Here is a 21,882-nt window from a genome sequence, read left to right as displayed (position 1 = left end):
TCTAGTCGCCGCCCAGGATCACTTCGGCCACGCGGCGCTTGCCGCCGCTCCGCGCGAGATGGACGAACACGTCGACCGTGCTGCGCACGTAGTGGCGGACATCCTCGCGGCCGAGCTGGGTGCCGGCCTGAAGAACGAGCAGCACGATCTGCTCGACCGCGCGCTCGGCCGAGTCGGCATGGACCGAGGTCATCGAACCCGGATGGCCGGTGTTGATCGCGCGCAGAAAGGCATAGGCCTCCTCGCCGCGCAGCTCGCCGAGAATGATGCGGTCGGGCCGCATGCGCAGCGAGGCGGCGAGCAGATCGGTGGTGCTCGCGCGCGCCTCGCCCAGCGTGCCGCGTACCGCGAGCAGCCCGACCAGATTGTCGTGGTGCTGGTGGAGCTCGGGGGTGTCCTCGATGAGGATCAGCCGTTCCTCCGCCGGGATCTCGCGGATCAGCGCGTTGAGGAACGTCGTCTTGCCGGTCGAGGTCCCGCCCGACACGAGGATATTCTTGCGCGCCCGCACCGCAGTGGCGAGCATGCCGGCAATGTCCCCCGCGTCGAGCATCGCCGCCAGCCGGGCGCGGACCGCGTCGCGCTCGGCGCGGTGACGCGTGTCGTCGAACGCGCCGGTCGCGGCATAGTCGGCGAGCGAGAGATCCGAGGTGACATGCTTGCGGATCGCGATCGCCATCGGCCCGCGCGTCGCCGGCGGCGCGACGATCTGGACGCGGGCGCCGTCGGGCAGGCTGGCCGAAAGCAGCGGATGCTCGCGGCTGATCCCCTGATGCGAGAGCGCGGCGATCTGGCGGGCGAGCCGCTCGAGCGTCGCCCCGTCGAGGCCCGGCGCTTCGTGCCGCTCGATCGCGCCGCCGAGCGTCTCCACCCAGACCTCCTGCGGGCGATTGACATAGATGTCGGTGACGTCGGGGCGCGCCAGCATGCCGGTGAGCGGCGCGAGATAGGAGCGGAGATAGACTTGCCCCTCGCGCTCCGGCGCGGCGCTGCTCATCGCCCTTCGACACCCGTGAAGTCGAGGTCCCGCGCGACGAAGATCGAGATGCTCGTCGCCGCCTTGACCTTGAGCGTCGGCCGGACCTGATTGGGGAAGACGCGCGGTCCCCCGCCCGAGCCCGGCAGCACCACCACCGGCGAATCGACCGAGCGCGAGGCAAGGTTGACGCCGACGTCGAGCGCCGATTGCAGGATCGCCCCGGCGAAGCGCTCGAAGAAATGGCTGTTCACGCTCGCCCGGATCCCGCTGCCGCCGAGCGTGTCGCTGGCCGGGGAGCCGATCGCGATCGTCGCGCCGTCGGGCCGGATCAGCCGGATCCAGTTGACCAGCATCCGGTTCTGGCCGGCCTCGGCATCGGAGCGATATTCGCCGATCAGCCGGCTGCCGCGCGGGATCAATATGCGGCTGCCGTCGAAGCCGCGCACGTCGCGCGAGACGATCGCGCGCGCCAGCCCCGGCCGTGTCGAATCGAGCGCGGTCTCGAGCACTGCCGGGATCAGCGTGCCCTGCGGTACCGTCGTCGCGCGGTTGGCGAGCACGCCCGCGCCGGCGCGGGTGCCGGCGAGGCTGTTGGCCGCGTTGCCGATCTGGCTGATCGGCACCTGGGGTCCCTGCGTCGTCGGGGGATTGGGCGATGCCGCGGCGGTATTGTCCATCACCAGCGCGGGCTCGGTGGTCGCGCGCTGCGGCGGCGGCGGCAGCTGCGTGGGTCCGGGCATCGGCTGCGGCACATAGACCACTTGCGGCGGCGGCGGATTGTTCGGGGCGGGGGCGGGCACCCGCACTTCGCGGACGATCACCGCCGGGGGCGGCGGCGCCGGCTCGGGCGGGACGTAGAGCGCCGGCGGCGGTGCCGGCGTAGTCACCAGATCGGCGGGGCGCGGTCGCACCGCGGGTGCGGTCAAGGATCGCCGCCGCGCGTCGAGCACGGTGAACAGCAGCAGCCCGACGAGCGCGACGCCGAGAAGGATCGCCCAGACCGGCGGACCGGAGCGCGGCCGCGCGACCACCGGCAGCACATTGGCCTCGTGCGTCGTGCGCGGATCGATCGAGGGCGGCGCGGTCGCCATCAGCGTCCGCCCTCGGCGACGCGCACCGCGGTCGCCTTGCGATCGTCGATCCGGAAGACGAGCTTCTGCTGGATGCTGTCGATGACCATCCGGCCGTCGCGCATCATGCCGTTGACCAGCGTCTCCTTGCCCTGATCGTTGACCGCATAGACTGCCGGCAGCGTGCGCCCTTCGGCCCATTCGATATAGGTGTGCACGCCGTCGTCGTGCATGCCGCTGGGGATGAGCGCGCGGTTACCCTGCATCTTGTAGCGGCCGGCTTGCACCTCACTCGCCGCGGTGACGGACGTCGCCGCCGGATCGGGGTAACGAAAGCGCAGCGCATAGGCCATGTCGGACTGGGCGTCGGGCAGGGGGATCAGCTCGAACGAATAGAGCCGCGCGTCGGTGATGACGGTCATGTTGGTCGTCACCTCCCCGCGGATCGCCTTGACGAAGAGCCGGTCGCCGCGGCGATTGGCGGTGACTTGCCACGCGCCGCTGTCGCCCACTGCGATATTCTCGATCCGCTCATCGGGGGCGAGCTCGACCACCACCTGGTAGCCCGGCGCGCCGCGCAGCGTGAACACGGTATCGGGGCTGTACTCGATCGACTGGAAACGCGGATTGGGCGGGGTCGCCGGCAGTTCGGCCTGCGCGAGCGCCGCCGAGGGGATCAGCAGCAACGCGGCGGCGAGCAACGCCCTCACAGCTCGACCTCGGGCTGAGCCGGGCGGGGCACGGGCGCGGCCGTTCCCGCGCCCGCGCCCGGTACGACCGGGACGAGGGTCTGGACGGGCGTCGGCGCGGGAGCAGGCGCCGGCTCGGGCGGTGGCACGGCCTCGGCATTGCGCTGATAGCGCGTCACCTCGAAGCCGAGCGGGTTCACGAAGCGGTCCTCGAGCCGCATCGGCTCGCCCGAATAGCGATAACGGATCACCGTCACCCAGGGGCGCGGCGCCTCGACGCGCCCGCCGGCATCGCGCCGGATCGTGTCGAACCGGACCAGCGCGGCATTCTGGCCGATCGGCGAGACGCTCTTCACCCGGGTCTCGATCACCGTGGTGCGCGGCAACCGGGCGAGCGGGCTATCGGGGTTGGACGCCTGCACGCCGGTGACATAGGCGCGCCGCGCATCGCCTTCGGACCAGAGCGAGACCTTGCGATAATTGGCCTGGAGCGCGGAGACGTCGAAGCTTTCGCGCGCGATGACATATTGGACGAGGAAGGACTGGGTCAGCGCGGTATTGCCGCTCACCTGTTGCGGATCGAGCGGCTTGAGCGCCTGGACGAATCCCGTCTGCCGATCGACGAGCAGCGTATAGGGCTCGACGGTCTTGAGCGGCATCAGCACCAGCAGCGCGAGCGCGAGCATCAGCGCCGCCGCGGTTGCCACCGACGCGATGATCCAGGCGGTGCGCCGCGACGCGCGCAGCGCGGTCTCGCGGTCCTCGGCCCAGCTTCCGGCCTCGCGATAATAGGCGTCGAGCGCCTCGCGGGATTTGTTCTTCATCGTCCCGTATCCCTTCGCGAGGCGCTCGCGGAGACGCGGCCCTGGGTTCGCCGCCTGTGGCTCTGGCCGAGCGGCACCGGCGCGGCGACGGGCAGGTCGCGCGCGCCGGTCCGCGTTGTCGCGCTCTGCGGGGCGATGCCGGCGATGCCGGCCGCTGCCCCGGCCATCGCCTCGCGGCGCTGGGCATGGACGACGGCCTCCGCCACCGCCGCGGCACGCGACAGCTGCTCGGCGGGCGCCTGCCCATGGCGTTGCGCGAGCGGCACGTGCAGCCGATCCCCGGCGCGCAGATTCGCGACCAGCCGCGAAGACAGGTTCCGCCATGTCGACGGCATGCGAAACGCCACCGCCACGCGCGCGGCCATGCCGAGCCCGGCGACCAGCGCCAGCGCGAAGGCGGTCATCACCACGAGCAGCTCGGTGGGGGCGCCGCCGATCGGCAGGGTCGCGCCGCGCCGCGCGATGAGCTCGGCGAGCCACGGCTCGAGCAGCGCGAGCTCGACGCCGAGGAGCAGCGTCACCGCCACCGCGCCGAGCGCCGCGGCACCGAGCGCGCGTATCCAGCCCTCGAACAGGCCCCGCGTCCCTTCGAACAGCAGGAAGGCGATGAAGAACGGCCCGAGCGCGAGCAGCAGTCCGGCGAGCAGGCGCACCGAGGCGAAGCAGGCGATCGTCGCCGTGAGAAAGACCCAGCGCGCGGTACCCAGCGCCGAGGTGCCGAAGATCGTCTGGGGCTCACGCGATGGCGGTGGCACCACCACCTCGCGGCCATCGACGACGCGCACCTCGCCGCTATTGTTGGTGGGCGCCAGTTCGAGCCTGCCGAGCTCGAGCAGGGCATCGTCGACCAGCTCGAGGCGCGTGACGAGCCCGCCGTCCGCGCCCGGCACGCCGGCGGGCGCGCCGACCTGTGCGACCAGCTCGGCAGGTCCGTGCAGCGCGGTGTCGTAGAACAGCGTGCGATAGACCGGCCAGCTGACCGCCAGCGCGAGCACGACGCCGATCTTGACCAGCGCGAGCACGCCGTCGCGCACGCCGGGCACTTCGCCCATCAGCATGCGATAGCCGACAAAGGCGATGAACAAGGTAAGCAGCCCGGTGAGGAACAGCGACAGCGGCGATCCGGGCGCGGCCAGCGTCTGATAGGCGGCAGTGCCGATCGACTGGGCCTGGCAATCGACGAAGCCGAGCACGCTCTGGAGGAACAGATCCTCGACGACGCCGGGGCAGGCGGCGCTCATGCGACCTCCAGCAGACGCGGCAGCCACGCGGCGGGATCGTCGCCGCTGGTGGCGCGGATCTCGTCGAGCAGGCGCACGGTGCGCTCGCGCCCGGAGAGCAATGTGAGCAGATCGCGCTCGCCGCTGAGATTGAGCCGCGCGACGACGCTTTCGTTGCCGTGCTTGATCAGGAAGCAATGCGCGTTGTCGGGAAGCGTGCGGACCAGCTCGAACTCGTGCTCGGTGAGCCCGAAGCCTTCGACATAATCGGCGGCGCGCGCCTTGGGATTGGCCATGAAGATCTGCGTCGCGGCCTGCTCGATGATCGCGCTGGCGATGCGGCTCTCGAGCGCGTCCTGCGCGCTCTGGGTGGCGAAGCCGACGATGCCGTTGCGCTTGCGGATCGTCTTTTCCCAGTCCTTGATCCGGCGGACGAAGACATCGTCGTCGAGCGCCTTCCAGCCTTCGTCGACGACGATGATCGCGGCGGTGCCGTCGAGCCGCTCCTCGACCCGGTGGAAGAGATACATCATCGCCGGGGTGCGCATCGCCGGATCGTCGAGGATCTGGGTCATGTCGAAGCCGACCGTGGCGGCGGTGAGGTCGGTCTCGTCGGTCGCGTTGTCGAACAGCCACGCGCGCTCGCCTTCGCCCCACCAGGGCCGCAGCCGCGCCCACAGATCGGCGGCGTGCGGGCGGTGGCCGCCACGGAACAACTCGGCGAGATAGCGGAGCCGGCGCTGCTCGATCGGCTGGCCGAAATTGGCATCGATCGCGTCCTTGATCCGCGCCATCTCCTCGATGTCGGCGCCGCCGGCGAGCAGCGCGATCCAGTCGATCAGGAATTGCCGGTTGGCGGGGTTGTCCTCGATCTGCAGCGGATTGAGCCCCGAGGGCGTGCCCGGGCGGAGCAGATCGTAGCGTCCGCCGATCGCGCGCAGGAACAGCTCGGCGCCGCGATCCTTGTCGAAGAAGATGATTCGCGGCGCGAACTTGCGGCTCTGCGCGAGCAGGAAGTTGAGCACCACCGTCTTGCCCGAGCCCGACGGGCCGATCACGGTGAAATTGCCGAGATCGCCCTGGTGGAAATTGAAATAATAGGGGCCCGCCGCGGTGGTCTCGAGCAAGGTCACCGCATCGCCCCAGTGATTGCCGGCGGGGCGGCCCTGCGGAAGATTGTGCCCGCTGGCGAACCCCGCGAAGTTGCTCGTCGAGATCAGGCCGCGCCGGGCGATATATTTGAAGTTGCCCGGGAACTGCGCCCAGAAGGCGGGCTCGAGCGCGATCTCCTCGCGCACCGCGATGATGCCCATGTCGGCGAGCACGGCCTGGACCTCGGCGACGCCTTCATCGACTGCGCCCGGCGCGCCGCCATGGACCGCGATCGTCATGTGATGCTCGCCGAAGCCGGCGCGCCCTGCGGCGACATCGTCCTTGGCGCCCGACAAATCGGCGCGCAGGCTGACCGCCTCGTCCTCGGCCGAGCGCATCCGCCGCAGCGCGAGGTTCATCTTCGACAGCGCCGCCTGCCGCTCGACGAAGCCGAAGCTCTGCGCGATCGTCAGCTCGAAGGGCAGGCGGAGCAATTCGTCGAGCATCCCTGGCGCGGTCTGGCCGGGATAGTCCTTGATCGAGACGATCCCCGTGAAGCTGCGCTCGAGCCCGCCGGTCGGGCCGAGCTCGACGGTCTCCTGCCCGAAGCTCACCCGGCGATAGGGCAGATAGGCGCCGAGATCCTGCAGCGGCAGCAGCACCGGGCGGACCTCGCCATTGTAGAGCGAGGAGAGGAATTCGAGCGGCTCGGAGCAGGTGCCCTGCGGGGTCTGGTAGACCCCGAGCAGCCGCGGCTCGTAGCTGCCGAGCGCGGCGAGCAGCGCATCGCGGGCGACGTCGAGCTGGCGCAGCTCGTGGCCGGTATTGCTCTCGGCCACGCCGCCGCGCAGCCGATCGAGCAGGCCGATCCGGCCCTGCAACGGCCGCCGGACGAGCGTGAGGAACAGATCGTTGACGTAGAGCCGCTTCTGCGCGAGCCGCGCCTTCCACGTCGCGTCGAGCTGCGCCGAAAAGGGATCGGGGAACGCGGCGGTCAGCCCGGCATCGACGCGCCGCCGCACGACATGGCTGTAGACCGCGAAGCGCGACGATCCGATCGACTGGAGCATCGCGTCGCGCAGCCGCTTGCGATAATTGATCTCGTCGGTGTCGGCGGTTTCGAAGAGCAGACCGCGCAGGTGGAGCACCTGCATCAGCAGGCCCTCGCGCGTCTCGATCGTGTGATCGTCGACGTGCCGCGCATAGGGCAGGTGCCGCCCGGCCGGCGCCTCGCGGCGCACGACCTCGGGATCCCGCGTCAGGGCCGGTAGGAGTTGCATCGCCAGATCGCATGGTTGCGGATGCGCGGGCAGCGCCCCAGCCGGGTCAGCCACAGATCGAAGAAGCGCGGCTCGCGCAGGCAGAGGATCACGCCGACAAAGTGGATCGCCAGCGCCACGACCACCGCCCAGACCGACTTGAAGATCAGAAACAACTCGGTCGCGATCACCGCATTGGCGATGAAATAGCTGTAGGTGACTCCGGCGAACATCTGCGGACGGGTGAGCGCGACGAACAGCGGGTCTCGTTCGAGCCCGTTCATCCTATTGGCCCAGCTGCGCCGTCGACTGGATTCCCGCGACGATGCTGGCGGCGCCGAACAGGATGAAGCAGCCGAGGATCACCGTCGCGCCGTAGCGCCAGTTGATCCGCCCGGTCAGCATGAGCAACCCCACCGAGGCGACGGCGATCACCGCGACGACGGTGGCGATCGTGCCGAGCAGCGTGCCCTCGAGCCAGCGGACCGCGGCGACGATCACGCCCGACCCCTCGGGATCGGCCAGCGAATCCTGCGCCGCCGCCGGGAGCGCCCAGACCGCGCCCAATACCCACGCCAAACCTGTCCTTGCCGACCGGAACATCCCGTGCTCGCCCCCCGATTCTATGCTGCGATGATGGGGCAGCGACAGGATTTTGCAACAAGTGAAGCGCGATGGCCAGCGCTGACTCGCATCGGGGCGTGCCGCGCGGGCGCCACGCAACCGATCAGGCGCGCGCCAGGCGAAGCTCCGCGGTCACCTCGCGCGCGGTCGCCGCGTCGAGCTGCACCGCCTCGGGCTGGACCACGACGCTGTTCGGCGGCACGTCGCCGAGCAGCCAGACATTGCCGCCGATCGTGCTGCCGCGGCCGATCGTGACCCGGCCGAGGATCGTCGCCCCGGCATAGATGATCACATCGTCCTCGACGATCGGATGCCGCGCGAGCCGGTCGCGCGGACCGACGCTGGCGAGCCCGAGCGGGCTGCGCGCGCCGAGCGTGACGTGCTGATACAGGCGCACGTTGGCGCCGATGATCGCGGTCTCGCCGATCACCACGCCGGTGCCGTGATCGATGAAGAAGCGCGGGCCGATCGTCGCGCCGGGATGGATGTCGATCCCGGTCCGGGCGTTGGCGAGCTCGGAGATCACTCGCGCAACAATCGCGGCGCCGAGCGCGAAGAGCTGATGCGCGATGCGATAATGGAGGATCGCCAGCGCGCCGGGATAGCTGATCAGGATCTCGTCGGCGGTGCGCGCGGCGGGATCGCCGACGAACGCCGCCTCGATGTCGCTGTCGATCAGCGCGCGGATCTCGGGGAGCGCGGCGGCGAAGAGGCGGACGATCGTCTCGGCCTGCTCCGCGTCGAAGGGCGCATCGCACCAGCCCTGCCAATAATCGAGCTCGCGCGTGACTTGCTCGCGCAGGATCGCGAAGGCCCGGCCGAGCGCGTCGGCGACGAAATCATCCTCGCGAAGCGCGCCGCCGCGAAACCCGCCCAGCCGCACCGGATAGAGCGCGGCGGCGAGCTGTTCGACGGCGCGGGCCAGTTCGGGCGGCGCGGGGAAGCGCGCGACGTCGTGGCGCCCGGCCTCACGCTCGCGCCACGCCCCCCGCGCGGCGTTGAGCCCGGAGACCGCCCGGGTGATCTCCGCCGCGAACGGTGACGCCGCGGGTGCCGTCGACATCTCGCTCACGCCGATCGCGGCTGCGCGACGGTGCGCAGATAGGGGGTGTGCTCGGTCCAGCCGGCGGGGAAGAGCGCTTTCGCCTCCGCGTCGCCGATCAGGGGGAGGATGATCACGTCCTCGCCCTGCTTCCAGTCGGCCGGGGTCGCGACCTTGTGCGCGTCGGTCAGCTGCAGGCTGTCGATCGCGCGCAGGATCTCGTCGAAATTGCGCCCGGTCGAGGCGGGATAGGTCAGCGTCAGCCGCACGCGCTTCGCCGGATCGATCACGAACACGCTGCGCACCGTCGCGGTATCCGACGCATTGGGATGGATCAGCCCGAGCAGGCCCGCGACGCGGCGATCGACATCGGCGATCAGCGGGAAGTTGAGCGCGGCGCCCTGGGTACGTTCGATATCGCCCGCCCAACGCAGATGCTGGTCGACCGGATCAACCGACAGGCCGATCACCCTGACCCCGCGCTTGGCGAACGCCGGCGCCAGCTTCGCGACCGCGCCGAGCTCGGTGGTGCAGACCGGCGTGAAATCCCGCGGATGCGAGAACAGTACCACCCAGTCGTTGCCGGCCCAATCGTAGAAGTTGAGCGGGCCCTGGGTCGATTCCTGGGTGAAATCGGGAATGGTATCGAAGAGCTTGAGCGACATCGTCGTCTCCTGTGCTTGGGGGCGATGCGCACGGCCTAGCGCGCCGCCGCGGCACCCCGAACAACTGAATTCCTATCCATCCAATAGGAAATCTTTCGCGCCGGTTCGATCCGCCGCAGCAGGAGCTTCCGCCGGCGCCGGGCGCGGCAGTGCTCAGCCCGTCGCCGGCAGCGAAATAGACCCGGCACGTTCAAGAAGACGATTCTCTTTGGACTCGAACAAGTTGAAGATAGTCAAAGTATTGTCGGTGACATAATCGTAACATTATTAAGACCGGAAACGATCTGGAAATAAATGCTGGACCTCAACTCGCGGTCGTAATATTGTCTTGAGCTTGCCCGTACGTGTTGCGCGCATGGGCCTGCTCGGTCGTGACTATGGTCGCCTTTCGCCGAGCCAAGGGACGGCTGGCAGCAGCAAGATAGTCCCGTTGACGGACTGCGCCGCGGCGGAGCGCCATCAACTTCAGAACCGGGGTCGCCGATTACAAGCGTGCAGCCTGGGGGAATGGCATGGCCGAATTGGCGTTGCACCTGTTGGGTGCCCGAGTCGCGCTGGGCGCGGCCGGCGCGGCGATCGCACTGCCCGGAATCGGCTGGTCGCTGATCGGCTCTGTCCTCGCTGCCCCGCATCGGCGGATCGGACGCGGCCAGCTCGCCGCGGCGCTGTGGCCCGACCAGGACAACGATGCGGCGCGGCGCTGCCTCGCCACCGCGCTGTGGCGGCTGAAGCAACGTTTCGGCCGGCTCAACGCGCTGCTCCGCATCGGCAAGGAGACGATCGCGCTCGCCGACGACGACGGGATCTGGGTCGACGCGATCGCCTTCGAGCGCGGCGTGGAGGCGGTGCTCGACGATCCGGGCAAGCTCGATGACGCCGCCGCGCGCGATGCGTTGAAGCAGGCGCTCGGCCATTATCGCGGCGATTTCCTTGAGTTCAGCGCGATCGATGCGATCGTGATCGAGCGCGAGCGGCTCCGCGCGCTCTATCTCGACGCGGCGCTCGAGCTGGCGCGTGCCTGCAAGCGGCACGGCGACTGGCGAACGGCGTGCGAGCTGGGCCGGACGATCTGCACCGTCGAGCCGCTGCGCGAGGATGCGCAGCGGCTGCTGATGGAGGCGATGGTGGCATGCGGCAACCGCGCGCAGGCGGTGCAGCATTATCGCGGCTTCGAGCGCCTGCTCGCCGACGAGCTCGACGTGCGGCCGATGCGCGAGACGCGTGATCTGGCCGCCGCGATCGCGCGAGTCGCCACGCCGCCGCCGCCTGAGCAACCGGCCCCCGCCGAAACCCTCGACCGACGCACCTTGCTGCTCGCCCGCCAGCAGCTGGCCGAGAGCCTGTCGCTGCTCGACCAAGCCCTTTCCCGATAGACCGCACGCCTGCACCACGCCGCCGCCGGGCCCCTTGTGTCCGGCGATTTTTGACGTTCGGAAAAGTTTTTGTCGTCGAAAATCAATGAGAAAGCCGGGTGTGATCGCGCGGTGATCCTGGTGTGATCGGTCGGTGATCGGGCACTGCCAGGTTCCGCTTCAAGAACAACCGGGTTGCGACTCCAATCTTGGAGGAGAACTTGAATGAAGAGGATCGGTTACGCGTCGACCAGCGAGCCAAGACGCTCGTCATTCGGTGCTGGTACGAGCGCGGCGACGATGACGTCGTCTGGCTGCGCGGCACCGTTCGCGATCTTTCGCGCGGCCGGTCGCTCGCCTTCGAAGGGCTCGAGTCGCTCCTCCTCAAATTGCCCGCGCTCATCGGCGACGGCGTGCCTCCCGCACGCCTTGAGCGATCGCCCGAATGACCGCGGCGCGGGCCCCTGTTTCGTCGGCTTGTTCGGAGATGATCGATGACGGACTATCCCCTGCTGCGCGCCAGCCTTGCGCCGCAATATGCCCAACTTCCCCCCGACCGCCTCAATGACCTGGTGCGATCGATCTACGGCCCCCAGGCGACGGCCGAGGATGTCGAGGGGCTGTTCGACGATATCGGCAGCGGGCTGCGACACGCGGCGGGCGCGGTCGGGAATTTCGCGCAGAAGGCCGCGCCGATGGTCGCGCGGGCGCTGCCCGCCGTGGCGAGCGGAGCGGCAGGCGGCGCCGCGCTGGGCCCGTGGGGCGCACTGGTCGGCGCCGGCGCCGGGCTGGCGAGCGGATTGCTGTCGCAATCGGGCAATCGCACCGCGCGCGGCATCGGCGGCGCGATCCACAATGTCGGCGGCCTCGTCTCGACCGTTCGCGGCGGCGGCGCCAATGGCGCGCTCGGCTCGCTGGCGTCGGTTGCCAGCGGCGCGCTGGGCACCACGCGTGCGGGCAGGGCGGCGCTGAGCGGCATGCAGGGCGCACGCGGCGGCGCCGGGCGCGGCGGCGCGGCGAACATGCTCGCCGGATTGCTCGCCCGGCCCGAGCTCTCCCAGTCGCTGATGTCGTCGCTGATGGGCGGCGCGGGGCGGCAGAACGTCTCGATCGGCGGGCAGCAGGTGCCCGTCAGCCAGATGCTGTCGGCGCTCAGCAACGTCGCCGGGCGCGCCGCGCACGAAGCGGCCGAAGCCGAGGGCGCCGGCGAGGACACCCCCGAATATGCCAGCCTCGCCGCCGAGGCCTTCGGTATCGATCCCGAGGATTCGGAAGGGCGGACCGATGCGCTGCTCACCTTGCTTGCGCTGACCCCGTCGATCTGGATGAGCAGCCGGCCGCCTGCGCCGGTGAACGTCCAGGTCAATCCCGCCGATCCCTATTTCCCCGCCGGCGAAAGCGGCTGGAGCGAATGGGACCAGGAGGCGTCGTTCGACGAGGACTGGAGCCAGGAGGATTGGGACAGCGAGGATTGGGACAGCGAGGATTGGGACAGCGAGGATTACGAGAACGACGAAGCGGTGGAGCACGCCAGTGTTTGACGCCGCTGCCCTTGCCGGTGGCGCGGGGCTCGATCCCGCGGCGATGATGCAGGAGTTCGCCGCCGGCGATCCGCGCATGGCGGCGCTGATGGAGATGATGCAGGCCCAGCGCGTCCCGCCGAGCAACGATGTCGAGGCGCCGGACGAGCGCGACGACCTGATCGCAGAGCTGAGCGCGCGGCTCGATGCCGCCGAGGCGCGGCTGACCAAGATGACGCGGATCGCGCGCCAGCTGCACGAGGCCGGCCGCGCCGGATCGCAGCGGCTCAGCCGGCTGGCCGCGGCGCTCGGCGCCTGCGGGCTGTGCTGGGGCGAGGACCCGGCGTGCCTCGGCTGCCGCGGGCGCGGCCGCCCGGGAATGGTGCGTCCGGACCCGCAGGTCCGCGCCGAGCTCTTCGGGTCGCAACCCCCTCTGCGCGAGGCGGCAATGCACGCGCACTGATCGGTTCAACGAGTGTGATGACAGGAGAAAAATGATGTTGGAAACCGCCTTTGAGAGCGATTTCGAAGGGCTCATCGAGAGCGATTTCGAGTTCGACAACGAAGATTATGGCGAGGACTTCGGCGAATTCGACGAAGCCGCTCGCCCACGGTCCCGCGGACGGTCCGGACGCGGCGCGCGGCCGGGCGTCAAGCTGCCGCCGCGCGGCAATGCGGTGCCGCGGCCCGCGGCGACCGGCTTCGCCACCAAGGCCGAGCTGAACGCGACCGCCAAGCGGCTCGACGACCGCATCCACACCACTTCGGCAGCGGTGAAGACGCTCGAGACGCGCTCGCGCGCCGTGGAGCGCGAAGTCGGATCGATGGGGAATGCGCTGCGCAAGGAAATCGCGCTGCGCAAGAAGGAGACCGCCGAGCTCAAGAAGGGTCTCGATGAGTCGCGCCAGATCGCGATGATCCTGCCGCTGATCGGCGGCGGCAACGACAAATTCTCCAAGATCCTGCCGATCCTTCTCTACGGCGGCGGTCTTGGCGGCACGACGCCATCGGCCGGCGGCGGTGACAACACCGGCATGATGACGACGATGATGATGGCCATCGCGCTCACGGCCTGATCCGGCTGCCGTCACCGAAAGGAATGCGATCATGTCAAACCAACAGTTGAACAGCCTCGTGCTTGGGCGCGCGGCGGGAAATTCCTTCGGCGTGCCCGAAAGCGATCTCGGCCGGCTGGGCGTCATCGCCTATGCGATCGGCAACCCGCTGCTCGCCATCGTCGCGGCGCGATCGATGGCGGAGAAGGACACCGACACGTCCGAAGAAGAGGAGAATGAGGACGAGGAGGACGCCGTCGAGGCAGCGCAAGAGGCAGCCGAGGATGCCGAGGCGGCAAAGGATGCCGCCGAGAAGGCGGAAAAAGCCGCCGAAGTCGCGCAGCAGCAAGCCGAAGCGGCGGCGCTCAACGCCAAGAATGCCGCCGCCGCGGCGGAGAAGGCCGCCCTCGCGGCGCAGCAGGCTGCGGCCGAAGCGCAGAAGGCGGCAGCCGAAGCGGCGGGTGGGGTGAAGCAGGCCGCTCCCGCGCTCGCCGCGCCCAAGAAGTAGCGGCAAACGGGCAGGGTGGTGGACCATGGACCCCGGGCTGCAGGAATTGATCGCCGGAGGCGGTCCGGACGAGGAGGTCTCGGTGATCGTCCGCCTGCATCCGGGCGCTCCGCCGCCGCCGGAGCTGCGGCTCGTCGCGCGGTTCGGCGAGATCGCCACCGGACGCGCGGCGCGCGGCGCGCTGGCCGCGATCCATGCGCATCCCTCGGTCGCGAGCCTGAAGGCGCCGCGCGTCTATGCCGGCGAGGCCTGTGGCTGCGGCGCGCGCAATCCTTTCGCCGATCGGCCGCCTCCCGGTGAGCCCGGGCTGAGCGAAGCCGATCCGGCGCCGGTCGACAGCGACACGCGCCGCCCCGACGGGCTCGCCGAGACGGGCAGGGGCGTCGTCGTCGCGGTGATCGACTGGGGCATCGACTTCGCCCATCCCGACTTCCGCAACCCCGATGGCGGCACGCGCCTGATCGGCCTGTGGGACCAGCGCGCGGACGGCGTGCCGGCGCCCTATGGCTATGGCCGGATCCACCGCCGCGGCGAGATCGACCGGGCGCTGCGCAGCGCCGATCCGTTCGCGGCGCTCGGCTACCGCCCGTCGGAGGCGCCGCAACCTTCGCATGGCACGCACGTGCTGGGGATCGCCGCGGGCAACGGGCGCGCCGGCGGCCCGCAGGGCGTGGCGCCCGAGGCCGACCTGATCTTCGTCCATCTCGGGCCGGGCGTCGGCGATCTCGGCAACTCGATCGACTTGCTCGAGGCAATCGACTTCGTCATCCGCACCGCCGATGGGCGCCCGGTCGCGCTCAACATGAGCATCGGCCGGCATGCCGGGCCGCATGACGGCACGCTGCTCGTCGAGCGCGCGATCGACTGGCTGATCGTCAACCGTCCCGGCACCGTGGTGGTGCAGAGCACGGGCAATTATTATGCGCGCAACGTCCATATGGAGGGCCGGCTGCGCGAAGGGCACGCCGAACGCCTGCCGTTCGAGCTGCCGCGCAGCGACGCGCATCCGGCCACGGTCGAGATCTGGTACAAGGGGGGCGATCGCTTCGTCGCGCGCGCCGTCGCGCCGGACGGCGGCGCGGTGACCGCGGCGCTCGGCGCCAATGCCGTGGTGCGCGACCGCGACGGCGCCGAGCTGGCGCGGCTCTACCACCGCGGCGCCGACCCCAATAACGGCGACAATCTGATCGCGCTGGTGCTGCGCCCGATGGCGCCGGCCGGTCGCTGGGCGATCGAGATACGCGGCGTCGACGTCGCCGATGGCCGCTGGCACGCATGGATCGAGCGCAATGCCGGTTGCCCCGCCTGCCAGGCGGTGTTCGCGCCGGGGGTGGCATCGCCGCTGGCGACCACCGGCAGCATCTGCAACGCGATGCGGACGATCGCGGTGGGCGCCTATGACGCGCACGACCCCGATCAGCCGATGGCGCGCTTCTCGAGCACCGGGCCGACGCGCGACGGGCGGCGCAAGCCGCTGCTGGTCGCGCCCGGGGTGCGAATCCTCTCGGTGCGCTCGCGCCAATCGGCGCTGGAGCCGCCGGGCTATGTACGGATGAGCGGCACCAGCATGGCCGCGCCGCACGTCACCGGCACGGTGGCGCTGATGCTCGAGGCGGCCGGCGCCCAGCCGGTCGCGGCGATCCGCAACGCCCTGTTCGCATCGCTCACGGCGCCGCCGGCCCCGCTGGCCGACGAGATCGAGCGCTGGGGCTATGGAATTCTCGACATCGCGGCGGCGGTCGCCGCGGCACGACGATTGCGCGACGGCCCGGTCGTGCCGGCCCGCGCGCCCCGCCAGGTACAGGAGATGGCAGTCATGGAATCGGACGAATCCGAAACCCCCGAAACCGCCAGCGTGGGTCCGCCCGTGACCGACGACGAGCGGCGCTGGACCAAGGGCCGACGGCACAGCCTGCCGACCCCCGAGCAGCGCGTCCTCGCGCAATTCAGCGAGGCCGAGCTGCGCGAGATGCTCGATCTGCCGCCGCGGCCGCCGGTCGCGGTGTCGCAGCGCGAGAGCGGCGAGGCCGATGCGCCGACCGCCGAGCCGGTCGCGCCGGCATCCACACCTGCAGCCGCGCCCGAGCCGCCGATGCCGGAACCTTCGACCTATGATGTCACGCCCGGCTTCGAACCCGCGCCCGAGCCCGCGTCCGCGCCGGCCGCGGCCCCGGAGCCGCCCATGCCACCGATGCCGCTGGCGCCGCCGGTCGACCCCAAGGCGCTGCTCAACGTCGCGGTCAATCCGCAGGCGCCGTCGACCCAGATTGTCGGCTTTCCGGGGACGCGCCTCGTCGCGCCGCTGCTCGCCGGCGACGTCATCCTGCGCGGCACGCGCAAGCGGCGTGCGCGGATGGTCACCCGCCCGGGCATGCACCGCGCCAATACGATCAAGCGCCGCGCCGGCCGGCCGCGCGAGGGCGGCTTCTATGCCGAAGTGATCGGCGAGGACGGCTATGAGCGGATCGCCGGGCCGGATGGGCTGCTGCTGCCCGATGTGCTGATCGTGCGCTCGCGCGATGGCGCCGGGCTCGGCGAGACCGATCCGCCGGTGGTGCCGCGGCCGACGATCCGCCAGGGATCGCGCGGCCCCGCCGTGACCGAGGCGCAGACGCGGCTCAACACGGTGCACGCCGGGCGGGTCGCCTCGGGCGCGCCCGGTCTCGATCGCTGCCCGCTCGCCACCGACGGCGTGTTCGGCGCCAATACCCGTGCCGCGACGGTCGCCTTCCAGCGCACTGCCTTTCCCGGCCAGCCCGGCGAATGGGACGGCGTGATCGGCCCGCGCAGCTGGGCGGCGCTGATCGCGGCGAGCGGCAGCGGCGTCAGCCAGATCACGCTACCGACGCGCTGCCCGGGCCTGCCGCGCGAGCAGGTGATCGATCATTTCGAGTTCGGCTCGGCCGAGGTGCTGCCGCGCCACCAGCCCCAGATCATCGGCATCGCCCGCTGCATCATGGAGAGCCAGAGCACCGCGACTCCGGTCCGCCATCTCCGCCTGATCGGGCATACCGATCCGGTCGGCTCGGCCGGCGAGAACCTCGCGCTCGGCACGCGCCGTGCCGAGGCGATCCGGCGCGAGATCCTCGCTGCGATCGCGCGGATGACCGGGCGGCCGGCGCCGGCGAGCCTCGTCATCGACGTCGAGAGCCGTGGCGAGACCGAGCCGCTGGCCGACGCCGCCGAGAGCCGGCGGGTACAGGTGCTGAGCGACTTCGCCTTCGTCGTGCCGGTGCCGCCGAGGCCGCGGCCGGCAACCGCCGCCACGGTCGAGTTCGTGCTCGACGACGATGGCGATCACCGCGTCGACGGTTCGTCGCCGGTGGCCACCGCGCTGATGTTCGGGCTGTGGGACAATGCCTATGATGCCGCGCGCGCCGTGCGCAACGATGCCGCCGAGGCGAGCAATTTCGTCGGCGCCGATCGTCGTCGCTTCTACATCCGCGTCACCGATCGCGGCGCGACCGGATCGACCGTCACGGCGCGCTGGCGCACGCTCACTGCCGGGGGCGGCGACGACGACGCCCCGGCTTCGCAGAACGTGACGCTGACCGAGACCGCGGCGGGATCGAAGGTGTTCGTCTCGCGCGCGCTGATGCTGGTGACCGACGACACCGATGCCGATCAGCCGACGCATTCGGGGCTGACCGCCGGGCCCGATGCCGGGGTCCGCAATCGCGGCCAGAGCAACCACCGGCTGCGCCGCGCCGACCTGACCGGATCGGTGCGCGCGGACTATACCGCGGCGGCCGGCGGCACTGTATCGGTGACCTTGCCCGTCTTCCGGCGCACGCCGGACCGACGCCGGCGGATCACGCTGCGCGTCGTCCGGCTCGGCCTGACGATGACACCGGCGCGGCAAGCGCAGATCGACGACCAGTTCCTCCACGCCAACCGCCGCTGGGCGCAGACCGGGCTGCGGATCGACGCCGGCGCCGCAGTCGATCTGGCGCTGCCCGCGGGCGCGCGCGATGCTGCCGGAAACTATATCGGCTTCCTCGACACGCCCGAGGAGCGGCTGGTGCTCGATCTGCTGCTGCCGACCACGCCCGACAACACCGTGACGGTGTGCTTCTGCACCCTGCCGCGCCCGCGCAGCGACGGCCGGCGCACCTTCAATGCCTATGCGGGAGTCACCCAGACCCAGGAGGCATTGCTGGGCGGGCGCTTCTTCATCTTCCAGCACATCGACCTGAACGCCGACCTCGAGACGCTGGCGCACGAGCTCCACCATGTGCTGTTCAACCGTTTCGACAGCGCGCAGGCGCTGCAATTCTTCACCTTCAACACCTTCGCGCCGAGCGGGCCGCTGCCCAACGTGTCGACCTATCGGCGAATCCAGACGCTGTTCACCCCCGACCCGGACAACGACGCGGCCAACGCCAACACGTTCAACTGGATGCGCCGGGTGCGGACGACGCGCCTGCCCACGCCGCCGGACGATCCCGCGATCGGCGCGGCCGACACCACCACCGGCAATACCTCGGTAGGGACATTTTGAGATGACCGGCACAGCAACCCTCACTCCCCGGCAACGCGTGCTCATGGTGGTCGGCGGCAATTTCAGCAGCGCGGCGCTGGGCCCGCGCTATGATGCCGTGGTCCGCGCGATCGCGGCCGATCCCCGCGCCCATCTGCAGGCCTTCCAGCAACTGTACGTCGCGCGGCCCGCAAGCCGGCTCGCCCTGACCGATCTGCACCTCGACAGTTTCCTGCAGATGATCAGCCGCCAGCTGCCCCAGGAGGCCCGGGCGGTGGCACGCCAGCTGCTGGGGCGGATGGCATCGCTGGCGCGCGCGCAGGAACAGGAAATGGCCGAGGCCGCCGACGAAGCCGCGTCGGGCGAGCTCGGCCGGCAGCAACGCGAGCTCGTCGCGCGGCGCGAGGTGCTGGCGCAGATCGCGCGTGCGGCATGAGGAGGATGCGATGACCGACACCCGCTCGACGCTCGATACCGGCGGCCTCGCCGCGGCGACGATCCACGACCATCTCGCCGATCCCCTGATGCAGGTGGTGGCGTGGCCGGGGCGCCGGCTCGAGCGGCCGCTGCTTGGCGGCGACGTCGTCTTCCGCCAGCCGCTGGGCGGCGCGCGCCGCGCGTTCATCCTCACCAGCCCATTCGAGAGCGGCGAGCGGCAGGCCGAGGCGATCGATGTCGAGGCGCTGGCGGCCGGGCGGCCGGGCAGCGTCTCGATCGGCCTGTGCGGCCCCGACCGATTGCTCCATTCCGACCTGACGGTGATCCGTCCGCTCGGCGAGGCGGAGCTCGCGTTTGGCGAAACCTTGCCCCCGCCGCCGGCCTCGCGCCCGACGATCCGCACCGGATCGCGCGGCCCGGCGGTGATCGACGCCCAGCAGCGGCTGAACATGGTGCATGCCGACCGCAGCGCGCGCGGCGAGAGCGGGCTCGCCGACTGCCCGCTCGCGACCGACGGCATCTTCGGCGCGCACACCCGCGCCGCGACCGTCTCGTTCCAGCGCGTCGCCTTTCCCGGCCAGCCCTCCGAATGGGACGGCGTCATCGGCCCGCGCACCTGGACCGCGCTGCTCGCGCATACCGCCCGCCGGCCGCCGCGGCCGGGACCGGGGCCGATTCCCGTGCCCCCGGTCGGGCAGATCGATCCGAGCCGCTGGGGCGCGATCCTGCGTCCGCTCGCGACCGGGCGCACCGTGCTGCGCGCCGGCAACGCCGTAGCGGCGCTGATCGACGGCAACGCGACCTTCAACGCCATGGCCGCCGACATGGGCGCGACCAATGGCGAGCGCGATTTCATCTATCTGCTCGGCTGGGACAATTTCGACACCTTCCCGCTCGGCGCGGCGAGCAGCTTCCGCGACATCTACACCGCCGCGGCAGGGCGGGGAGTCGAGGTCGCGGCGATGCTGTGGGACCAGTTCGGCATCGTCACCGCCGCCGATCGCAGCGCGACCGAGGTGGTCAACCACATCAACGCGCTCACCGCCGGCAAGGCGATCAAGGACGACCTGACCACCAACCACACCACTGCCTCGACCGTCCGCCTCGCCATCGCGGCGGCGCTCGTCGGGCTCAACCATCACCTGATTCCGGTGATCTTCCGGATCATCGAGCCCGATATCGCGCGGCTGACCGGATCACATCACCAGAAGGTGCTCGTGGTCAAGCGCGGCGAGCTGCTCGTCGGCTATTGCGGGGGCATCGACATGAACCCCAACCGCGTCCGCGTCGTCGATGCCGATACCGGGCAGCCGCACCACGACACGCATTGCCGCATCATCGGGCCGAGCGCGCACGATCTGCTCTCCACCTTCGTCTCGCGCTGGCGGCACCACCCCGGGAGCAGCCGGTTCGGGGGGCTGCGCGGCGACGGGCTGGGCGTGCCCGCCGCGATCGCCAGCCCGAGCCCGGTCGATGCGCCGTTCGGCGGCCCCCTGTCGGTGATGATCGCGCGGACCTTCAATCCGGTGCGCAGCGCGCCGCCGCTGGTCGTCGCCGAGCGCGGCATCAAGCCGGCGCTGCTCGCCGCGATCGCCAGCGCCCGCAGCTTCATCTATTGCGAGGACCAGTATCTGCTCGACCTCGACACCGCGCGCGCCTTGATCGCCGCGGTGCCGCGGCTCAACCATGTGACGATCCTGATCCCCGGCAATCCGATCACCGACGTGCCCTTCGGCAAGGAATATCGCCGCGATTTCGTGGGGCTGATCGACACGCTGCTGCTGCCCCCGCACCGCGCCAAGCTCGGCGTGTTCCAGCTCACCACCAGCCAGAGCGCACCGACCTTCGGCGACCACACCTATGTCCATTCGAAGAGCTGGGTGTTCGACGATGAGCTGGCCGTGATCGGCACGGCGAATTGCAACCGGCGCAGCTATACCTTCGATAGCGAGGTCGACGCGTTCATCTTCGAGGACAATCGCCGCGAGGGCGATACGCGACAGACCTTCGCGCAGCGCTATCGGATGGCGCTGTGGCAGCATCATCTCGGCGTTCCCGGATCGGCGGTCGCCGACGGCGCGGCGAGCGTGCGGCTGTGGCGCGCCGGCACCCGGCCGTCGAGCGCACGGGTGATCGAGTTCGACCACCGGCTGCCGACCGGCTTCACCTCGATCGCGGGGCTGCGCCAGGCCGTGATGAACCGCGGCGCCGATCGCCTGCGCGACATCGTCGACCCGATGGTGTGATCGGGCGCGATTCCGAACCACCGGGCCGCGCCGTGCGCACGGCTCGCTGGACGGACGGCAACGCGCGATGATATTGGTTCGACCATCGTAACGTACATGCGTAAGGGTCGATATGACCAAGGTACTTGTGGCGGAGGATGATCCGCTCACACTGGCGGGCATCGAAATCCTCCTCGACAAGACCAATTTCGAGATCGTCGCGAAGGTCAATTCGGGCGCGGCCGTGCTGGACAGCCTCGCGAGCGCGCGGCCCGACATGCTGATCCTCGACAATGGCATGCCCGAGCGTACCGGGCTCGACGTGCTCCGCACGCTGCGCAATCGCGGCGACGGGCGCCCGGTGATCCTGCTCACCGGCGGGATCAACGATCAGGTCTCGAAGGAAGCGATGAACCTCGGGGTCAACGGCATCGTCATCAAATCGACCGCGCCGCGCGATCTGCTGACTTGCCTCGAGACCGTGGTGCAGGGGAAGCGCTGGCTCGATCAGGAAGTGATGCAGCGCGCGATGGACCTCGCCATGTCGCCCGATGCGGAACGCGATCCGCTCGAGACGCTCAGCGGCCGCGAGCGGGCGGTGGCGTCGCTGGCCCAGCGCGGGCTGCGCAACAAGGAAATCGCCGACGAGCTCGGGCTGACCGAAGGCACGGTGAAGGTCCATCTCCACAAGGTTTTCGACAAGCTCGGCCTGCGCAGCCGCACCGATCTGATCCTGCTCGGGCAGGCCCGTCAGGACTGATTCTATATCGAAAGATAGAGGCGCATTACATCTGCGGTGAGTGCGGTTCTGGCCGCCGGTTGAATGGTGAACGCGCGGTT

General features: G+C 70.3%; 20 protein-coding genes. 10 read left to right on the top strand and 10 right to left on the bottom strand.

The window, feature by feature from the left end:
* Nucleotide 1: 1 nt before the first annotated feature.
* The 10 genes from virB11 to E5A74_RS01785 form a co-directional block, all read right to left on the bottom strand.
* Nucleotides 2-997 carry a P-type DNA transfer ATPase VirB11 gene (gene virB11, locus E5A74_RS01830; RefSeq protein ID WP_135982254.1) on the bottom strand — a complete coding sequence of 332 codons (996 nt, stop codon included), beginning with the start codon at nucleotides 995-997 and terminating at the stop codon, nucleotides 2-4.
* Nucleotides 994-2,070, bottom strand: coding sequence for a TrbI/VirB10 family protein (locus tag E5A74_RS21185; protein WP_240699598.1), 1,077 nt, complete (start codon nucleotides 2,068-2,070; stop codon nucleotides 994-996). Before E5A74_RS21185 ends, virB11 begins: the two co-directional genes overlap by 4 nt.
* Complete coding sequence (locus E5A74_RS01820; protein ID WP_135982252.1) at nucleotides 2,070-2,759, bottom strand: TrbG/VirB9 family P-type conjugative transfer protein; 690 nt, start codon at nucleotides 2,757-2,759, stop codon at nucleotides 2,070-2,072. Before E5A74_RS01820 ends, E5A74_RS21185 begins: the two co-directional genes overlap by 1 nt.
* Nucleotides 2,756-3,562: a VirB8 family type IV secretion system protein gene (locus E5A74_RS01815; RefSeq protein WP_135982250.1), complete on the bottom strand. Its 807-nt coding sequence runs from the start codon at nucleotides 3,560-3,562 to the stop codon at nucleotides 2,756-2,758. The genes E5A74_RS01820 and E5A74_RS01815 overlap by 4 nt, the downstream gene beginning before the upstream one ends.
* Complete coding sequence (locus E5A74_RS01810) at nucleotides 3,559-4,803, bottom strand: type IV secretion system protein (protein WP_135982248.1); 1,245 nt, start codon at nucleotides 4,801-4,803, stop codon at nucleotides 3,559-3,561. Before E5A74_RS01810 ends, E5A74_RS01815 begins: the two co-directional genes overlap by 4 nt.
* On the bottom strand, nucleotides 4,800-7,154 hold the full coding sequence (locus tag E5A74_RS01805) for a VirB4 family type IV secretion/conjugal transfer ATPase (protein WP_135982246.1): 2,355 nt from the start codon (nucleotides 7,152-7,154) through the stop codon (nucleotides 4,800-4,802). The genes E5A74_RS01810 and E5A74_RS01805 overlap by 4 nt, the downstream gene beginning before the upstream one ends.
* The gene (locus E5A74_RS01800; protein ID WP_135982244.1) at nucleotides 7,133-7,417 is read right to left on the bottom strand and encodes a VirB3 family type IV secretion system protein; all 285 of its coding nucleotides are present in this window, start codon (nucleotides 7,415-7,417) and stop codon (nucleotides 7,133-7,135) included. Before E5A74_RS01800 ends, E5A74_RS01805 begins: the two co-directional genes overlap by 22 nt.
* 1 nt (nucleotide 7,418) lies before the next feature.
* Complete coding sequence (locus E5A74_RS01795; RefSeq protein ID WP_135982242.1) at nucleotides 7,419-7,736, bottom strand: TrbC/VirB2 family protein; 318 nt, start codon at nucleotides 7,734-7,736, stop codon at nucleotides 7,419-7,421.
* Nucleotides 7,737-7,860: 124 nt separating this feature from the next.
* Nucleotides 7,861-8,820 (bottom strand): serine O-acetyltransferase EpsC, encoded by a 960-nt coding sequence (gene epsC / locus E5A74_RS01790; RefSeq protein WP_135982240.1) that lies wholly within the window; start codon nucleotides 8,818-8,820, stop codon nucleotides 7,861-7,863.
* A 5-nt stretch (nucleotides 8,821-8,825) separates the two neighbouring features.
* Complete coding sequence (locus E5A74_RS01785; protein ID WP_135982238.1) at nucleotides 8,826-9,464, bottom strand: peroxiredoxin; 639 nt, start codon at nucleotides 9,462-9,464, stop codon at nucleotides 8,826-8,828.
* 512 nt (nucleotides 9,465-9,976) lie between these two features.
* On the opposite strand from E5A74_RS01785, the gene E5A74_RS01780 reads away from it, so the two are divergent.
* From E5A74_RS01780 to E5A74_RS01735, 10 genes are all read left to right on the top strand, one after another.
* A complete protein-coding gene (locus tag E5A74_RS01780) occupies nucleotides 9,977-10,837 on the top strand; it encodes an AfsR/SARP family transcriptional regulator (RefSeq protein WP_135982236.1) in 861 nt (286 codons plus the stop codon).
* Nucleotides 10,838-11,025: 188 nt separating this feature from the next.
* Nucleotides 11,026-11,265 (top strand): hypothetical protein, encoded by a 240-nt coding sequence (locus E5A74_RS01775; protein WP_135982234.1) that lies wholly within the window; start codon nucleotides 11,026-11,028, stop codon nucleotides 11,263-11,265.
* Nucleotides 11,266-11,310: 45 nt separating this feature from the next.
* Nucleotides 11,311-12,357, top strand: a complete 1,047-nt coding sequence (locus E5A74_RS01770; RefSeq protein ID WP_135982231.1) for a hypothetical protein — start codon at nucleotides 11,311-11,313, stop codon at nucleotides 12,355-12,357.
* Complete coding sequence (locus E5A74_RS01765; protein ID WP_135982229.1) at nucleotides 12,350-12,799, top strand: hypothetical protein; 450 nt, start codon at nucleotides 12,350-12,352, stop codon at nucleotides 12,797-12,799. Before E5A74_RS01770 ends, E5A74_RS01765 begins: the two co-directional genes overlap by 8 nt.
* Before the next feature lie 31 nt (nucleotides 12,800-12,830).
* On the top strand, nucleotides 12,831-13,412 hold the full coding sequence (locus tag E5A74_RS01760) for a hypothetical protein (RefSeq protein WP_135982227.1): 582 nt from the start codon (nucleotides 12,831-12,833) through the stop codon (nucleotides 13,410-13,412).
* 31 nt (nucleotides 13,413-13,443) lie between these two features.
* Nucleotides 13,444-13,899 (top strand): hypothetical protein, encoded by a 456-nt coding sequence (locus E5A74_RS01755; RefSeq protein ID WP_135982224.1) that lies wholly within the window; start codon nucleotides 13,444-13,446, stop codon nucleotides 13,897-13,899.
* Between the two features lie 25 nt (nucleotides 13,900-13,924).
* The gene (locus E5A74_RS01750) at nucleotides 13,925-18,400 is read left to right on the top strand and encodes a S8 family serine peptidase (RefSeq protein WP_135982222.1); all 4,476 of its coding nucleotides are present in this window, start codon (nucleotides 13,925-13,927) and stop codon (nucleotides 18,398-18,400) included.
* A 1-nt stretch (nucleotide 18,401) separates the two neighbouring features.
* Nucleotides 18,402-18,815 carry a hypothetical protein gene (locus E5A74_RS01745; protein WP_135982221.1) on the top strand — a complete coding sequence of 138 codons (414 nt, stop codon included), beginning with the start codon at nucleotides 18,402-18,404 and terminating at the stop codon, nucleotides 18,813-18,815.
* A gap of 10 nt (nucleotides 18,816-18,825) precedes the next feature.
* Nucleotides 18,826-21,063, top strand: a complete 2,238-nt coding sequence (locus tag E5A74_RS01740; RefSeq protein ID WP_135982218.1) for a phospholipase D-like domain-containing protein — start codon at nucleotides 18,826-18,828, stop codon at nucleotides 21,061-21,063.
* Nucleotides 21,064-21,175: 112 nt separating this feature from the next.
* Nucleotides 21,176-21,802, top strand: coding sequence for a response regulator (locus E5A74_RS01735; protein WP_135982216.1), 627 nt, complete (start codon nucleotides 21,176-21,178; stop codon nucleotides 21,800-21,802).
* Nucleotides 21,803-21,882 lie beyond the last annotated feature (80 nt).

Origin of the sequence: Sphingomonas naasensis, from assembly GCF_004792695.1 — a bacterium.
Taxonomy (GTDB): Bacteria; Pseudomonadota; Alphaproteobacteria; order Sphingomonadales; family Sphingomonadaceae; genus Sphingomonas; species Sphingomonas naasensis.
The sequence above is the reverse complement of the archived record's forward strand: the minus strand, read 5'-3'. Positions and strand labels throughout refer to the sequence as shown.

Excerpts from the sequence above, each read along its gene's own strand:
- virB11 (WP_135982254.1), bottom strand. The coding sequence starts at position 997 with ATGAGCAGCGCCGCGCCGGAGCGCGAGGGGCAAGTCTATCTCCGCTCC.
- E5A74_RS21185 (WP_240699598.1), bottom strand. The coding sequence starts at position 2,070 with ATGGCGACCGCGCCGCCCTCGATCGATCCGCGCACGACGCACGAGGCC.
- E5A74_RS01815 (WP_135982250.1), bottom strand. The coding sequence starts at position 3,562 with ATGAAGAACAAATCCCGCGAGGCGCTCGACGCCTATTATCGCGAGGCC.
- E5A74_RS01810 (WP_135982248.1), bottom strand. The coding sequence starts at position 4,803 with ATGAGCGCCGCCTGCCCCGGCGTCGTCGAGGATCTGTTCCTCCAGAGC.
- E5A74_RS01805 (WP_135982246.1), bottom strand. The coding sequence starts at position 7,154 with ATGCAACTCCTACCGGCCCTGACGCGGGATCCCGAGGTCGTGCGCCGC.
- E5A74_RS01800 (WP_135982244.1), bottom strand. The coding sequence starts at position 7,417 with ATGAACGGGCTCGAACGAGACCCGCTGTTCGTCGCGCTCACCCGTCCG.
- E5A74_RS01795 (WP_135982242.1), bottom strand. The coding sequence starts at position 7,736 with ATGTTCCGGTCGGCAAGGACAGGTTTGGCGTGGGTATTGGGCGCGGTC.
- epsC (WP_135982240.1), bottom strand. The coding sequence starts at position 8,820 with ATGTCGACGGCACCCGCGGCGTCACCGTTCGCGGCGGAGATCACCCGG.
- E5A74_RS01785 (WP_135982238.1), bottom strand. The coding sequence starts at position 9,464 with ATGTCGCTCAAGCTCTTCGATACCATTCCCGATTTCACCCAGGAATCG.
- E5A74_RS01780 (WP_135982236.1), top strand. The coding sequence starts at position 9,977 with ATGGCCGAATTGGCGTTGCACCTGTTGGGTGCCCGAGTCGCGCTGGGC.
- E5A74_RS01770 (WP_135982231.1), top strand. The coding sequence starts at position 11,311 with ATGACGGACTATCCCCTGCTGCGCGCCAGCCTTGCGCCGCAATATGCC.
- E5A74_RS01760 (WP_135982227.1), top strand. The coding sequence starts at position 12,831 with ATGATGTTGGAAACCGCCTTTGAGAGCGATTTCGAAGGGCTCATCGAG.
- E5A74_RS01755 (WP_135982224.1), top strand. The coding sequence starts at position 13,444 with ATGTCAAACCAACAGTTGAACAGCCTCGTGCTTGGGCGCGCGGCGGGA.
- E5A74_RS01750 (WP_135982222.1), top strand. The coding sequence starts at position 13,925 with ATGGACCCCGGGCTGCAGGAATTGATCGCCGGAGGCGGTCCGGACGAG.
- E5A74_RS01745 (WP_135982221.1), top strand. The coding sequence starts at position 18,402 with ATGACCGGCACAGCAACCCTCACTCCCCGGCAACGCGTGCTCATGGTG.
- E5A74_RS01740 (WP_135982218.1), top strand. The coding sequence starts at position 18,826 with ATGACCGACACCCGCTCGACGCTCGATACCGGCGGCCTCGCCGCGGCG.
- E5A74_RS01735 (WP_135982216.1), top strand. The coding sequence starts at position 21,176 with ATGACCAAGGTACTTGTGGCGGAGGATGATCCGCTCACACTGGCGGGC.